Genomic DNA, 16,046 nt, shown 5'->3' on the forward strand with positions numbered 1-16,046 from the left:
TTAATAAAACCATTAAAATAGTCTAAAATACGATTAATGATAAAAATTTAACACATGGTGTACTTTTTTTGTAACTTTTTTTTACAAAATTACAAACTTGTACGTATTTTAACAAAAACTGTACATTGTCTAAAGCAAACATTATGTTATACTATAAGTACAAATCAATTAGGAGATATTAATGAGTTTAATTGCTGAATATAAAGCACACACAGAAGAAAGACTTAATGAAGGGAATCTTCCTCCATTAGCTTTAACTGCTGAACAAACTGCACAATTAGTAGAGTTGTTAAAAGAAGACTCAGTTGAAGAAGCAGATTATTTATTAGATCTATTTAAAAACAGAATCAACCCAGGAGTTGATGATGCTGCATATGTAAAAGCTGCATTTTTAAATGATGTAGTTAAAGGAAATGTGTCATGTTCTGTAATTTCAAAGCATGAGGCTATTGAAATTTTAGGAAAAATGATGGGTGGATTTAATGTTTCTCCACTAGTTGAAGCATTAAAAAATGATGAAGTAGCAGACGCTGCTGCTGAGCAATTAAAAAATACAATATTAGTATATGATGCATTTAATGATGTAAAAGAATTAATGGATGCAGGAAATGCAAAAGCTAAAGAAGTAATTGAATCTTGGGCAAATGCAGAGTGGTTTACAAATAAACCTGCATTAGAAAAAGAAATTAAATTAACTGTTTATAAAATTCCTGGTGAAACAAATACAGATGATTTATCTCCTGCAACTGTTGCATTTACTAGATCAGATATACCATTACACGCAACTGCAATGTTACAATCAAGAATGGAAAATCCACTTGAAACAATGGAAGAGTTAAAACAAAAAGGTAATCCATTAGCATATGTTGGTGATGTTGTAGGAACAGGTAGTTCAAGAAAATCAGGTATTAACTCTGTTCAGTGGCATATGGGTAGAGATATTCCAGGTGTTCCAAATAAAAGAACAGGTGGTGTTGTAATTGGTTCTATTATTGCTCCAATTTTCTTTAACACAGCAGAAGATTCAGGTTGTTTACCAATTGAAGCTCCAGTTGATAATTTAGAAACTGGCGATGAAATTGTTGTAAAACCATATGATGGTGTAATTGAAAAAGATGGTAAAGTAGTATCAGAGTTTAAACTTGCTCCAAATACATTAACAGATGAAGTAAGAGCAGGGGGAAGAATTCCTTTAATTATAGGAAAAGGACTTACAGCAAAAGCTAGAGAAGTATTAGGTTTAGGTACATTTGATATGTTCTTAGCTCCTGAGCAACCAAAAGATAATGGAAAAGGATTTACACAAGCACAAAAAATGGTAGGAAGAGCTTGTGGAATTGAAGGTGTTAAACCTGGTATGTATGTAGAGCCAATAGCTACAACTGTAGGTTCTCAAGATACTACTGGACCTATGACAAGAGATGAAATTAAAGAGCTTGCAGCATTAAGTTTTGGTGCAGATATGCTTATGCAATCATTCTGTCATACAGCTGCTTATCCAAAGCCAGCTGATATTAAATTAAGACATACATTACCTGATTTTATTAATTCAAGAGGTGGTGTTACATTAAGACCAGGTGATGGTGTTATTCACTCATGGTTAAATAGACTTTGTTTACCTGATACTGTTGGTACTGGTGGAGATTCTCATACAAGATTCCCTATTGGTATCTCATTTCCAGCTGGTTCTGGGCTTGTTGCATTTGCTGGAGTTACTGGTATGATGCCTTTAACTATGCCAGAATCTGTTCTTGTTAAATTCAAAGGTGAAATGCAACCTGGAATTACACTAAGAGATTTAGTAAATGCTATCCCTTACCAAGCAATTGAAGATGGTTTATTAACTGTTGAGAAAAAAGGTAAGAAAAATATTTTTGCTGGAAAAATTATTGAAATTCAAGGTTTACCTCAATTAAAAGTTGAGCAAGCATTTGAAATCTCTGATGCATCAGCAGAAAGAAGTGCAGCAGCTTGTTCTGTTCAATTAGATAAAGAACCAATTATTGAGTACTTATCTTCAAACATTGCATTAATTGAAAAAATGATTGAAGAGGGTTATGAAGACGCTAGAACTTTACAAAGAAGAGCAGATAAAATGAAAGAGTGGATTGCTAATCCAGAATTATTACAACCAGATGCAGATGCAGAATATGCAGCAACTATTGAAATTGATTTGGATAAAATTACTGAGCCAATTTTAGCTTGTCCTAATGATCCAGATGATGTTGCAACACTTAGTGAAGTATTAGCAGATCCAAAAAGACCAACAGAAAAAATAGATGAAGTATTTGTAGGTTCTTGTATGACAAATATTGGACTATTTAGAGCTTTAGGTGAAGTACTTAAAGGTGAGGGTGAAGTTCCTGGTAAATTATGGGTTGCACCTCCAACAAAAATGGATGAAGCTCAATTAACAGAAGAAGGATACTACTCAATCTTTGCAGCTGCTGGTGCAAGAATTGAAATGCCTGGTTGTTCATTATGTATGGGTAACCAAGCACAAGTTAGTGAAGGTGCAGTTGTATTTTCAACAAGTACAAGAAACTTTGATAATAGACTTGGTAAAAATTCAAAAGTATATTTAGGTTCAGCTGAAGTTGCAGCACTTGCAGCACTTCTTGGAAGACTTCCAAGTAAAGAAGAGTATTTAAATATGGTTCCTAAAAAAATTACTCCTGAAAAAAGAGATACTATTTATAAATATTTAAATTTCCACGAAGTAAGTGATGCTGAATTAACTAATTTAGTACACTAAACTTTAAACTGTATACTTAAGCCACAAATGTGGCTTAAGTATTTTTATTTAATGAACTTTCATTCATTATTAAAAAAAGTTATACTATTATAAATGTATTTAAAACAAAGGTGTATAAATTGTCTGCAAAAGAAGTTAAAAAAAATAGTATAATTCAAACTGCGCTAAAACTTTTTTCAACAAAAGGTTTTTATAATACAACTATTCCTGATATCGCAAAATCAATGCAAATGAGTGTTGGTAATATGTATAACTATTTTGCCTCTAAAGAAGAGTTGGCAAAGTATGCTATTAAATATTCAACAAATATTTTAGCAAAACAATTAAGAACTATAAATCATATGGATATCTCTTGTAAAGAGAAAATTTTTCTATTTACAAGAGAATATCTAGAAAATGTAAAAGATTCCCCTGAAGTAATAGAGTATTTTTTAAGAGTTTATCTTTCAAATAGAGAAGTTTTTGCACAAGGTTGTGAGGGCTTTTTGTGTGTAAGTGAGTTTGTAACTGAAGTTATGATACTTCTTGATGAGGGTGCTGAAAGAAATGAGTTAAGACAGCAAGAGTTTTTCTCTGCTTTTTCAATGATAATGGGATGTTTAGGAGGTTTTGCCTTTTTAAGTGGTGAGAAAGTTTTAGATAAAGATCTTTTAGAATATTCAGATAGCGTAGCTGAAAATATATATAGAGCATTAAAAAGTGACAAGACATAAACCTAAAATTGTTTGGCTTCAAGCAATTACTTGTAATGGGAACACCCACTCTTTATTAAGTTCAAACTCTTCTAGATTTGAACTTTTTTTAAATAGTTTTGATTTATTTTATCATCCTTCACTAACAACAGACACATCATTAGATGATGTAATTAATCTTAAAAATATAGACTTCTTATTAATTGAAGGAGCTATTACTTCAAATAGTGATTATTTTACAATCTCAGGTAATAATGTTTTAGATTTATTAATAAAATTAGCAAATAAAGCATCTTATATAATAAGTGTTGGTTCATGTGCATCATTTGGTGGAGTTCATTCAAAATTTGAAGAAGACATAACTATAAAAGGAGTTCCAAATTATTTAAATGATTTGCAACTTGAAAATTTAAAACAAAAAATCATAAATCTTACAGGTTGTCCTGTTCATCCAGAATGGATTTTACAGACACTATTTACTCTAAAAAATAATAAGAAAATACTTTTAGATGATAAGCAAAGACCTAAAGAGATATATTATGGTCTTGCACACCATGGGTGTACAAGAAATGAATACTTTGAATGGAAAGTTGAAGCAAAAAGTTTTGGATTAAAAGAGGGATGCCTTTTTTATGAACAAGGTTGTAGAGGACCAATGACACATAGTAATTGCAATAGAGTATTATGGAATGATGTAAATACAAAAACAAGAGCGGGAATGCCTTGTATTGGTTGTACAGAGTTTGATTTTCCAAGAGAAAATATGTTAGAGACTAAAAAAAATATTGGTATACCAACGCAAGTTCCTTTAGGTATAAATAAAAGAGCATATTTAACAATTACAGGAGTTGCAAAAACTTTTAAAATTGATAGATTAAATAATAAGTTAATAAATAAAGAAGAATATGAAAACAGTTGATATAATCGAAAGAATTGAAGGCGAAGCAAAGCTAGTTTGTTCTTGGGAAAATAGTCGTATAAGTGATGCAAGAATAGAGTTTTTAAATTTTAGAGGTTTTGAATATATTTTAAAAGATAAGCCTGCACTTGACACTTTGATTTATACTCCTAGAATTTGTGGAATTTGTGGTCAAGCACATTTAAAAGCAACTGTTGAAGCTTTGGAAAATATATATACAAATATTAATGAACCTTTAGAAGTTACAAATAAAGCAAAACTTTTAAGAGAAATTGGTTTAAATATTGAAATAATTGATTCTCATATAAAATGGTTTTATATGTTTATTATGCCAGATATTGCGAAATTATCTTCTAATATAAAATATGAAAAATATAAAGCAATTAAAGGTAGTCAATGGCTTAATGCTTCAAAAATTGCAAGTGAAATTATAAAGTCATTGGCAATTATAGGTGGGCAATGGCCACATACTTCATATATGGTTCCTGGTGGAGTAATGAGTGATCCTACACTTCTTGATTTAACTTCAATGCAAAACTATTTAGATCAAGCAGTAATATTTTTTGAAAATAGTTTAGCCGGAGTTGATATTATTGATTACCTTTCGTTTGATAGTATAGACTCTTTAGAAAAATTAGATTACGCCCTTAAAGATTTTAAAAATATAAGTTTTGAAAATGAACTTGAAAAAATTGGTAAAAGCTATGATTCTCATATAGTATTAGCTTCAAACTCTTTATTTGAAAGTGGTAAAATAAAAACAAAGAATAAACATAAAATTGATATAAATAAAGTAAAAGAAGAAAATAAAAATAGTTTTAAAGTAAACAGTACTAAAAAAGATAATGAATATACTTGGTCAAAAACTGCACTTTATAAAAATGAATTTTACGAAACTGGACCTTTATCAAGAGCATTGGTTTCAAATAGAAAATTTATAAAATCAATTCATAAAGAGTATAAGGACTCTGTATTTACAAGAGTTTTTGCAAGAATGGATGAGTTTGCTCATCTTTTGATAAAAACAAAAGATTTAATCTCAAAAATTGATATATCCCAAGAGTCTTATATAAAACCTAAATACTCTTTTGATGAAATAGATAAAGCAAGTTCAATAAGTAGTGTTGAAGCTGCAAGAGGATCTTTGTATCATAAAATTAGTATGCAAAAAGGTATTATAAAATCTTATGATGTAATTACACCTACTGTATGGAATTTAGGTCCAGGAATAAATAGAAAATTAGGAGTCGCACAAAAAGCAATAATTGGAGTTGACTCTTTAGAAAAAGCACAAATTATACTTAGAAGTTTTGATGTTTGTTCTGTTTGTACAACACACTAGAAAACTTCATATACAAGGGCTTTGTGTGACAAAAAAAGAACAAAATATCTCTCTTTTTTAAAAATATGCTAAAAAATCATATTAATACTGTAAATATTAAAAATATTTTTTAAGACTGACAAAAGTTTCAACTTAATAATTTAATATAATAATAAATAAAACTTATAATTAATGGGTTAAAATTACACACATTATAATCTTATTTTAAAAAAAAATTAGAAATTTAAAAATTAACACTTGGTTAAGTTTAAGTTATGTAATATTAATTAATTAGTTTATATTACAGTAAACGAGTTTTTAAAATTTGCCAGATTTAATTTGGCTTTTTTTATAAGTAGTTTATGAATGATTGTTCATTTATGGTGTCTCTGTTAAGGTTTAGGTAAAAAATTTTAAAATAAATGTAAAAATTTATTTTACTTCAATAAAAAGGAACTATTTTGAAAACAACTGATTTATTTAGTAAGTTATCAAAAAGATTATCAAGTTTAGAAAGACTTAAAAAGCTTGATGATAAGAAGTCGATTCCATCTATTTTAGAGGAAAAAGGTGTTAGTAGAAGGGATTTTATGAAATGGGCTGGTGCTATGACTGCAATGTTAGCACTTCCAGCAAATTTCACTCCTTTAGTTGCAAAAGCTGCTGAGCTTAGTGATAGATTGCCAATTATTTGGTTACATATGGCAGAGTGTACAGGTTGTTCTGAGTCACTACTTAGAACAGATGCACCAACAATTGATTCACTTATTTTTGATTATATCTCTTTAGAATATCATGAAACATTGATGGCTGCTGCTGGTTGGCAAGCAGAACATAATTTAGAAAGTGCGATTGAAAAATATAAAGGTCAATATATATTAATGGTTGAAGGTGGTGTTCCTGCTGGTGATAATTCACACTTTTTAACTATTGGTGGTCATGGAAAAACTGGTGAACAAAGTGCAATTGATGCAAGTGAAAATGCAGCTGCTATTTTTGCTATTGGTACATGTTCAAGCTTTGGTGGTGTTCAAGCAGCATTCCCAAATCCAACAGGTACAGTTGCATTATCAAAAGTAACAGATAAAACAGTTATAAATGTTCCAGGATGTCCTCCAAGTGAGAAAAATATTGTTGGTACATTATTACACTATCTTTTATATGGAACACTACCAGCACTTGATGTATACAATAGACCAAAATGGGCATATGGACTTAGAATTCATGATTTATGTGAAAGAAGAGGACGATTTGATGCAGGTGAATTTGTAGAAGAGTTTGGTGATGAGGGTGCAAAAAAAGGTTACTGTTTATATAAAGTAGGTTGTAAAGGACCATATACTTTTAATAACTGTTCAAAAAATAAGTTTAACTCTCATATGTCTTGGCCTATACAAGCAGGTCATGGATGTATTGGTTGTTCTGAACCTGATTTTTGGGATACAATGGGACCATTTGAAGAACCAGTTGCAGATAGATTATACAATACAGTTTTTGGCGGTTTAGGTGCTGATGCTACTGCTGATAGAATTGGAGTTGGACTATTAACTGTAACAGGTATTGGTATAGCAGCTCACGCAGCAATATCTAAATTTAAAAACCCAAAAGAAGATGAGGAGTAAAAGATGGCAAATAAAAGAGTTATAGTTGACCCAATTACAAGAATTGAAGGACATTTAAGAATTGAAGTAGAAGTAGATGAAAATAATGTAATTCAAAAAGCTTACTCAACATCAACATTGTGGAGAGGTTTAGAAACAATTGTTAAAAACAGAGATCCAAGAGATGCTGGTTTTTTAATGCAAAGAATTTGTGGAGTTTGTACATACTCTCACTATAGAGCAGGAATTGAAGCAGTTGAAGATGCATTAGGAATTGAGCCACCATTAAATGCAAAATTAACGAGAAGTTTGATGAATCAAGCTTTATTTTTACATGACCATATAATTCACTTTTATCATCTTCATGGTCTTGATTGGGTTGATGTTGTATCTGCGCTTAAAGCAGATCCTGCAAAGGCTTCAAAAGAAGCATTTAAATATGCAAAATATCCAATTGGTACAGGTGAAAATGAGTTAAAAGCAGTTCAAGATAAAGTTAAGATATTTGTTGACAAAGGACAACTTGGCCCATTTGCAAATGCATATTGGGGACATGAAACTTATAAGTTAACTCCTGAAGAGAACTTAATAGCTTTATCTCATTATTTAAAAGCCTTAGAAATTCAAAGAGAATTAGCAAAAATGATGGCTATATTTGGAGGTAAACAACCACATCCACAAAGTTTAACTGTTGGTGGTGTTACTTGTATTATGGATTTATTGGATCCATCAAGAATGGGTGAGTATTTAACTATATTTAAAATGGCTAAAAACTTCGTAGATAATGCATACTATGCAGATATTTTAATGGCAGGAAAAGCTTTTAAATCTGAGCCTTCAGTTGTACAAAAAAGAGGAGTTATGAACTTCATGTCACATGAAGAAATGCTATTAAATAGAAGTGAATATCTATTTGATACTGGTATTATCATGAATGGTGATTTATCAAAAGTATATCCTATAAATGAAGACTTAATTACAGAAGAAGCTACTCACTCTTGGTATAAAGATAATCAACCTTTACATCCATATGATGGAAAAACAAATCCTAATTATACAGGTTTTGTAGATATGGATACTGTTGGAATGGATGGAAAAATGGTTCATTCAAAAGCAATTGATGAAAATGGAAAGTACTCTTGGATTAAATCTCCAAGATATGATGGTAAAGCAATGGAAGTAGGACCTTTAGCTTCTGTACTTGTATCATATGCAAGTGGAAATAAAAAAATTCAAAAAATTGTAAATGAATTTTTAGAAAAATCAGGTCTGCCAACAGAAGCACTATTTACTACTCTTGGAAGAACTGCTGGAAGAATGCTTCAAACAAAAGCAATTGCAGAAAATGGAATGGAAACTTTTAATACATTAATTGAAAATTTAAAAGTAGATCAAGAGACTTATACTTCTTATAAAATTGATAAAGATAAAGAGTATAAAGGAAGATTTATTGGTGATGTGCCAAGAGGTATGCTATCTCATTGGATTAGAATTAAAAATGGAGTGGTAGAAAACTATCAAGCTGTTGTTCCATCAACATGGAATGCGGGTCCAAAAGATGCAAATGGATTAATGGGACCTTATGAATCAAATCTTGTAGGAATGAAAGTTGCAGATATCTCTCAACCTTTAGAAATAATTAGAGTTATTCACAGTTTCGATCCTTGTATTGCTTGTGCAGTTCATGTAATGGATGTTAAGGGTAATAATTTAGGAGTATATAAAGTAGACCCAGTTTATGGGGCAAGCTGTTAGGAGCATATTATGATAAAGAAACACTATGAGTTTTCGTTTTGGCTTAGAGTTACGCATTGGGTAAGAGCAATAGCAATTATAGTTTTAACAGCTAGTGGTTTTTATATTGCATATCCATTTATTGCTCCAGCACATAATGGAGGAGAACCTGTTAATTTTCTAAATGCACTATTTAGATCATGGCATGTAATATTTGGATTTTTATTAATATCAGTTACAATTGGTAAATTTTATCTATTCTTCTTTGATAAGCAAAGTAAAGTTGAAAGAGCTTCATTTAAAGATTTCATTAATCCAAAAGTTTGGATTAATCAAATTAAATATTATTTATTAATTGGTAAACATCCACATGGAAAGGGTGTTTATAATCCATTGCAATTTATGGCATATGTAGGTGTATACGGTGCTATTATTCTTATTTCTTTAACAGGATTGATTTTATATATTCATGTGTATCATCAAGGTATGGGTGGAATGTTATATGATATTTTAAGACCAGTTGAGGTAATGTTTGGTGGCCTAGCATGGGTTAGACAATTGCATCATATTGCAATGTGGATTTTTATAATTTTCTTACCAATTCATATATATCTTGCAGTATTTAACTCAGTATATGGAAAATCTGGAGCTATGGATTCAATCTTTAGTGGATATAGATGGGTAAAAAAGAAAGATAAATGAATATCTTAATTTTAGGTATAGGAAATATCCTTTTTCAAGATGAGGGTATGGGCGCACATTTTGTTCACTATTTAGATGAAAAATATGAGTTTGAAAGTGAACATAATAGTGTAAGTATCGTAGATGGTGGAACATTAGCCCATAGGCTAATTCCACTTATTGTTAAGTTTGATCATGTAATTGTAATAGATTGTATTGATGCAAATGATTCAAAGCCTGGAGATATCTATTTTTTTGATTTTGAAAATGCACCAAAAGAGATTGATTGGCAAGGAAGTGCTCATGAAATAGAGATGCTTCAAACACTAAATATGATTCAAATGAATGGAGATTTACCTAAAACACAAGTTTTAGGTATTATCCCAAAAAGAGTTGCAGATGACACAACTTTTGAATTAAGTGATGAAGTAATAAATGCAACTTCTACAATGGAAAAAACAATAATTGAACATTTAAAAAGCTTAGAAATAACACCAAAAATAAAAAAAGATGATATAACAATCACACATATATCACAAGTTTCATATAAAAGAGAGATTATTAATGATCCTAAAATTTAAATTTGATTACAACTCAAATAATAACACTTTAATCTATTTTTTACATACTATTGCAAAGCAAAGTAATTTAGAGTATAAAATAACTAAAAGTAATTTTATAAATTTATTTATAAAAGGTGATGAAGATGAACTTACAAAGTTTTCAACAACTTTAAGTTCTCTTTTACCAATGTCAATATTTTTTAAAGATAGTACAGCAGAAGTTGTATCACAAATGAGTGATGAACAAGGTATAGTTTTTGATAATGAAAAAATAGACTTATCATTTTGCTCTTCATGCTTACAAAAAGTTGAAGATAATACTTCTATTGATTTTTACAATCCCTTTATATCTTGTGATATTTGTGGAACAACTTGTGATGTAAATGAATTAAACTTTATTGATTTTAATAAAGAAAAAATTCATTATGAAAATTATGAAGAGTTATTTAAAAAGATAGCCTTTTTAATAAATGATGAAAAAAGTATAAAAATAAAGACAAGATCAGGAAGTTTTGTATTTAAAAAACTAATGAAAACAGAAGAAAATGTAAAACTATTATGTACAAATTTAGCTAATATATCTAAAGCTTTTATTGCAAATAAAGCAGAAGTAGTTGCCCTTGCAAGTATAGAAAAACCTATTATAAATCTAAAAGTAAATGAAGTATTTAAGTTAACTAATACTTTAAATCAAGAGTATGCTAATGTAAGATTTGTAAATGACTTGATATTGTATTTACTTGCTAAAGAGTTAAAAGATTATGATATAGATTTCTTAACTTATGAGGAAAATTCAGATTTTGATTATGAATTAACTTATGAAAAACAATTAGAACCACTTGATATTATGAAAATAAAAGTTATTGAAGATAAGAATATAATATTAGAATCAAACTCATATAATGAAGTTTTAGATGATATTTATTCAAAATTTAAAGAACCTTCAAAAAGTCATTTTATGGTACTTTTACATGAATATAATTTTTATGATAAATCAATTTTAAATTTTTACTCTTCAACAAAAGAAGATGATAATATTGCTTTGTATTCTAAAGATATAGAAGGACTTTTAGATATTGTAAATTATAAGTTACCAAACTCAATTGAAGAAATTTTTGAAACACTAAAAAAAGATGAAACTGCTTCTAGATTACTTGAAAACTATAAAAACAAATATCCAGATATTTATGAAAATGCAAAAAAATGTGATATATCTTCTCTTAAAACAAATAGTATCTACTCTTATTGGAAAATAATTTCTGTAATTTTAGGTTTTAGTTTAAAAATAGAAGAGCATAATGTTCTTTTAGATAATGCAATGTCATGCATTTTAGATAAAGGTCCTAGAGTTGATTATAAATTAAAAGAGAGTGATAAGATTTTTAATAAAGAGTTTTTGCTTCACAAATTAATTCAATCTGGCATGAGTTTTAAACTTGCTGGAGTTGATGATAAAACTTTATCTTTAGGTTATGTTGAGAGTTTTGCACACTATATTTCAACTTTAATTGATGACATACATAATGAAGTTAAACTTGATGGAATAAGTTTAACAGGAGATATTTTTGCAAATGAATTAATTTCAAAATTAGTGCATAAAAGTATTACAAAAAATTTCAAAATATATTATAATAAGGACTTCGTAATACAAAAATAAGAAGTTTTAATGATAAATAGTAAGATAGTAAAAGTTAAAGGAATAGTACAAGGAGTTGGTTTTCGACCTTTTGTTTATAATCTTTGTAAGAAGTTAAAAATCAATGGTTGGGTAAATAATGATGACGAGGGTGTAAACATAGCCTTGGAGACAGATGAGTTTTTAATTGAAGAGTTTATAAAACAATTAAAAACTTATTCTCCACCTTTAGCAGTTATTGACTCTTTAGAAATTTTAGATAAAGAGTTTGAAAATTTTAATGACTTTCAAATTATTGAAAGTAAAAATAACTCAAATAAAACTACAATAATTTCTCCAGATATCTCAATTTGTCAAGATTGTATAAAAGATATAAATGATGAAAATAATTTTAGATACAATTATGCTTTAACAAACTGTACTAATTGTGGTCCAAGATACTCAATAATAAAGACTGTTCCTTATGATAGAGTTAATACTTCAATGGAAAAGTTTACTTTGTGTCCTTTATGCCAAGAAGAGTATACAGACCCTACTAATAGAAGATACCATGCACAACCTGTATGCTGTGAGAAGTGTGGTCCAAAATTAGAACTATTTAATAAAGAAAATAAAAAAATAGAAGAGGGTATTGAAGCAATAAAAAAGATTGCTACACTTATTAATAATGGAGAAATAGTTGCCATTAAAGGGCTTGGTGGTTTTCATTTGGTTTGTGATGCAACAAACGACAAGGTAGTAAAAGAGTTAAGATTAAGAAAAAATAGACCTACAAAACCTTATGCTGTTATGTTTAAAAGTATTGAAGAAGTATCTGATTATGCAGTATTTAATGAATTTGAAAAAGATATTATAACTTCAAAAGAAAAACCAATTACACTAGTAAAGAAAAAACAAAATACTAATTTAAGTTCTTTAATCGCACCAAATATTAGTAAAATTGGTGTATTTCTTCCTTATACTCCTTTGCATATTATTTTATTTAAGTTTTTAAACAATCCAATTATAGCAACAAGTGCTAATTTAAAAGATGAACCAATTATAAGGCATAAAGATGAACTTTTATCAAAACTTGGACATGTGGTTGATTTTGTTTTAGATTTCAATAGAGAGATTATAAATGCAGTTGATGATAGTGTTGTTCAAGTGATTAAAGATAATGTAGTAAAATTAAGAAATGCAAGGGGATATACTCCAACTACAATAAAATTAGAAACAAAACAAAATAAAAAAATAATGGCACTAGGAGCAAATCAAAAATCGACTATATCTTTTTGTTTTGAAGATAATATGATTGTTTCTCCTCATATTGGAGATTTAAACTCTATTGAATCCCTTGAATATTTTACAAGAACAGTTGAAACTTTTAAAAGATTTTATGATTTTGAACCTGATGTTATTGTTTGTGATAAGCATCCAAATTATGAAAGCACAAAATGGGCAAGTAAATTAAATATCAAAATAGTAAAAATACAACATCACTATGCACATATTTTAAGTGTTATGGCAGAGTATAAGCTAAAAGATAAACTTTTAGGTTTTAGTTTTGATGGCACAGGTTATGGGGATGATGGAAATATTTGGGGTGGAGAAGTTATGCTTGCATCAAAAGAGAATTATAAGCGTCTTTTTCATTTTAAATATTTTAAGTTACTTGGTGGAGAAAAAGCAGTAAAAGAGCCTAAAAGAGTCGCTTTATCCCTTTTATTTGAAAATTACACTTTAGATGAATTAAAACAAATGAATATTGCTTTATTAAATGAGTTTACAAACACACAGTTAAATAATTTTTATATGATGTGGCAAAAAGATATCAATGCTTTTCTTACAAGCTCACTTGGAAGAGTTTTTGATGCAATTGCATCTTTGGCTAATATTGCACATACACAATCATATGAGGGTGAAACAGGACTTTTAATTGAAGAGTATTATGATAAAAATATATTAGATTCATATGAATATCAAATAGAAAATCAAGAAATTGATATTTCAAATATGATAAAAACTATTATAACTGAGTCCAATAAAAAGATTATTTGCTCAAAGTTTATAAATACAATTGTAAAAATTATAGTCGATATTTCAAATAATTATAATGATTTAGATATTGTTTTAACAGGTGGAGTATTTCAAAATAAAACTCTTCTTGAAAAGTGTATTGATGAGCTTAAAAAAGAGAATAAAAAAGTATATTTTAATAAAAAAGTTTCTTTAAATGATGGTAGCATTTCAATAGGACAACTATATTTTTTAACTTAAATATTAAAAAAATCCATAAATAATGTAGAAATTGATAAAAAGTTTCAAAAAATAGTGTGAAAATTATCTTTTTTAAATTCTGTTTAGATAAAATCAATATTTGAATTTTAAATAAGGTTGGCTATGAATCAAGTAAAATTTAGTAGATTGGGATTTATCCTAGCTGCGGTTGGATCTGCCGTAGGTTTAGGAAATGTATGGAAATTCCCCTATGTAACAGGTGAATTTGGTGGTGGTGCGTTTGTAATTGTATATTTAATTACAGCACTTTTTATTGGTGTTTTTGTATTAATTGCTGAGCTTTTAATTGGTAAAGTAGGGCAAAGTGATGCAGTTTCTATGTTTGAAAATCTAGCAACAAAACATAAAAAAATTTGGAAGTATGCGGGCTTTATGGCTGTTGTCCCTTTACTTATTCTTTCTTATTATTCTGTTGTAATTGGTTGGATTTTTCATTATGTGGTACTTTCTTTTAATAAGTTGCCAGAAACAGTTAAAGAATCAACTGATAATTTTATGACTTTATTAACATCAGATTATCAAACACAACTTTTTTATCACACAATAGTTTTTGTATTAGTAACACTAATTATTTTAAGAGGTATTAAAGATGGTATTGAAAAAATAAATAAAATTTTAATGCCTTTATTAGGTGTTATTTTAGCTATTTTATTTATCTATTCAATAAATGTTGATGCTTTTGGTGATGCAGTTTATTTTATGTTTAATCCTGATTTCTCAAAGATTACTTCATCTGCAATAATTGCAGCAATTGGACAAGCATTTTATACTTTATCTTTGGGTATGGGTATTATTATTACATATGCAGCTTCTTTACCAAAACAGACAAATATTGCAAAATCGGCTGTTACAATCTCTATTATTGATACTATAGTTGCAATAGTTGCAGGATTAGTAATATTTACATTATTATTTGATAAGGGTGCAGAATCAACAAAAGGTGCAGGTTTAGTATTTATTTCATTACCATCTGTATTTTATGAGTTTGGTGGAGCTGGACAATTTTTAGCTTTATTATTTTTTGTTGCTATTGCATTTGCTGGTATTACTTCAGCTATTTCAATGATGGAACCAGCTGTATTATATCTAATAGAAAGATATAAAATGACAAGAATGAAAGCTGCAATTATTTGTAGTTTATTCTTTTATATCTTAGGTACTATTACTCTTTTCTCAAATATAACTGAGTTTGCACCTGCCTTGCAAGTTGGTGAAAAATCATTTTTTGATTGGGTTGATTTTGTTTGCTTTACTATTATTGTACCAATTGGTGGTATATTAGTTGTTATTTTTGTTGGATACTATATGGATAAAGAAGTTATTAAACAAGAGTTAACACCTATTTTAGGAAAGTCATTACTTGCACTATGGTTTTTCATGGTAAGATATGTTATTCCTATTGCACTTATTGCAGTTATCTTAAATGAAACAGGACTATTTAAATTCTAAGAGGAACTTTTCCTCTTAGTAATACTAATTTCTCTCTTTAACTTCTTTTTCTATAACAAAAGCTCCAAAGGGAATAAGTGAATAGATAAAAAGTTTAAAACTAAATCCTTTTTCCCATCTTAATTTATTCATTGCAAAAAATAAAGCAATAGCAAATACTATAAAAAGTACTCCATGAGTCATACCTACTACTTTTACGGGATAGGGGTTCTCACCTATGTATTTAATAGGCATTGCAACAAATAGAAGTACTAAATAAGATAAACCTTCAATAAAAGATACTATCCTGAAACTATTTAACATTTACATCCTTTTTGATTTTGCGTTATTATAGTTAAAGTTTTATTAGTAATGTTTTATATATTTTTCTTAAATTTTTACAATGCTATATAAATGCTATTTTTGATTGATAAGA

Annotated in this window: 12 protein-coding genes; 11 read left to right on the forward strand and 1 reads right to left on the reverse strand. The window is 28.6% G+C overall.

Annotated features, from left to right (window positions below):
• The first annotated feature begins 181 nt into the window (after positions 1-181).
• From ACAN_RS05705 to ACAN_RS05755, 11 genes are all read left to right on the forward strand, one after another.
• Positions 182-2,755: a bifunctional aconitate hydratase 2/2-methylisocitrate dehydratase gene (locus tag ACAN_RS05705; RefSeq protein WP_099334162.1), complete on the forward strand. Its 2,574-nt coding sequence runs from the start codon at positions 182-184 to the stop codon at positions 2,753-2,755.
• 119 nt (positions 2,756-2,874) lie between these two features.
• The gene (locus ACAN_RS05710; protein WP_099334163.1) at positions 2,875-3,468 is read left to right on the forward strand and encodes a TetR/AcrR family transcriptional regulator; all 594 of its coding nucleotides are present in this window, start codon (positions 2,875-2,877) and stop codon (positions 3,466-3,468) included.
• Entirely contained in the window at positions 3,455-4,366 is a 912-nt protein-coding gene (locus tag ACAN_RS05715) for an NADH-quinone oxidoreductase subunit B family protein (protein ID WP_099334164.1), read from the forward strand. The genes ACAN_RS05710 and ACAN_RS05715 overlap by 14 nt, the downstream gene beginning before the upstream one ends.
• Positions 4,353-5,708 (forward strand): nickel-dependent hydrogenase large subunit, encoded by a 1,356-nt coding sequence (locus tag ACAN_RS05720; protein ID WP_099334165.1) that lies wholly within the window; start codon positions 4,353-4,355, stop codon positions 5,706-5,708. The genes ACAN_RS05715 and ACAN_RS05720 overlap by 14 nt, the downstream gene beginning before the upstream one ends.
• Positions 5,709-6,148: 440 nt before the next feature.
• Positions 6,149-7,309 carry a hydrogenase small subunit gene (locus ACAN_RS05725; protein ID WP_099334166.1) on the forward strand — a complete coding sequence of 387 codons (1,161 nt, stop codon included), beginning with the start codon at positions 6,149-6,151 and terminating at the stop codon, positions 7,307-7,309.
• A 3-nt stretch (positions 7,310-7,312) separates the two neighbouring features.
• Positions 7,313-9,043 carry a nickel-dependent hydrogenase large subunit gene (locus ACAN_RS05730; RefSeq protein ID WP_099334167.1) on the forward strand — a complete coding sequence of 577 codons (1,731 nt, stop codon included), beginning with the start codon at positions 7,313-7,315 and terminating at the stop codon, positions 9,041-9,043.
• Positions 9,044-9,052: 9 nt separating this feature from the next.
• Positions 9,053-9,724 carry a Ni/Fe-hydrogenase, b-type cytochrome subunit gene (gene cybH / locus ACAN_RS05735; protein ID WP_099334168.1) on the forward strand — a complete coding sequence of 224 codons (672 nt, stop codon included), beginning with the start codon at positions 9,053-9,055 and terminating at the stop codon, positions 9,722-9,724.
• Positions 9,721-10,284 carry a HyaD/HybD family hydrogenase maturation endopeptidase gene (locus ACAN_RS05740; protein ID WP_079577212.1) on the forward strand — a complete coding sequence of 188 codons (564 nt, stop codon included), beginning with the start codon at positions 9,721-9,723 and terminating at the stop codon, positions 10,282-10,284. Before cybH ends, ACAN_RS05740 begins: the two co-directional genes overlap by 4 nt.
• Positions 10,268-11,923, forward strand: a complete 1,656-nt coding sequence (locus ACAN_RS05745) for a hypothetical protein (RefSeq protein WP_099334169.1) — start codon at positions 10,268-10,270, stop codon at positions 11,921-11,923. The genes ACAN_RS05740 and ACAN_RS05745 overlap by 17 nt, the downstream gene beginning before the upstream one ends.
• A 9-nt stretch (positions 11,924-11,932) precedes the next feature.
• Positions 11,933-14,161 carry a carbamoyltransferase HypF gene (hypF, locus tag ACAN_RS05750; protein WP_099334170.1) on the forward strand — a complete coding sequence of 743 codons (2,229 nt, stop codon included), beginning with the start codon at positions 11,933-11,935 and terminating at the stop codon, positions 14,159-14,161.
• Between the two features lie 123 nt (positions 14,162-14,284).
• Positions 14,285-15,631 (forward strand): sodium-dependent transporter, encoded by a 1,347-nt coding sequence (locus tag ACAN_RS05755; RefSeq protein WP_099334171.1) that lies wholly within the window; start codon positions 14,285-14,287, stop codon positions 15,629-15,631.
• Positions 15,632-15,655: 24 nt separating this feature from the next.
• Here the strand turns inward: ACAN_RS05755 and ACAN_RS05760 are convergent, their stop codons facing one another.
• Positions 15,656-15,934: a DUF3817 domain-containing protein gene (locus ACAN_RS05760; RefSeq protein WP_099334172.1), complete on the reverse strand. Its 279-nt coding sequence runs from the start codon at positions 15,932-15,934 to the stop codon at positions 15,656-15,658.
• Between the last annotated feature and the right edge of the window lie 112 nt (positions 15,935-16,046).

It is taken from the genome of Malaciobacter canalis (genome assembly GCF_008000835.1).
GTDB classification, from domain to species: Bacteria; Campylobacterota; Campylobacteria; order Campylobacterales; family Arcobacteraceae; genus Malaciobacter; species Malaciobacter canalis.

What these genes read in the sequence shown, in the direction of transcription:
- ACAN_RS05760 (WP_099334172.1), bottom strand. Translation starts at nt 15,934, where the DNA reads ATGTTAAATAGTTTCAGGATAGTATCTTTTATTGAAGGTTTATCTTAT.
- ACAN_RS05755 (WP_099334171.1), top strand. Translation starts at nt 14,285, where the DNA reads ATGAATCAAGTAAAATTTAGTAGATTGGGATTTATCCTAGCTGCGGTT.
- ACAN_RS05730 (WP_099334167.1), top strand. Translation starts at nt 7,313, where the DNA reads ATGGCAAATAAAAGAGTTATAGTTGACCCAATTACAAGAATTGAAGGA.
- ACAN_RS05745 (WP_099334169.1), top strand. Translation starts at nt 10,268, where the DNA reads ATGATCCTAAAATTTAAATTTGATTACAACTCAAATAATAACACTTTA.
- ACAN_RS05740 (WP_079577212.1), top strand. Translation starts at nt 9,721, where the DNA reads ATGAATATCTTAATTTTAGGTATAGGAAATATCCTTTTTCAAGATGAG.
- ACAN_RS05720 (WP_099334165.1), top strand. Translation starts at nt 4,353, where the DNA reads ATGAAAACAGTTGATATAATCGAAAGAATTGAAGGCGAAGCAAAGCTA.
- hypF (WP_099334170.1), top strand. Translation starts at nt 11,933, where the DNA reads ATGATAAATAGTAAGATAGTAAAAGTTAAAGGAATAGTACAAGGAGTT.
- ACAN_RS05705 (WP_099334162.1), top strand. Translation starts at nt 182, where the DNA reads ATGAGTTTAATTGCTGAATATAAAGCACACACAGAAGAAAGACTTAAT.
- cybH (WP_099334168.1), top strand. Translation starts at nt 9,053, where the DNA reads ATGATAAAGAAACACTATGAGTTTTCGTTTTGGCTTAGAGTTACGCAT.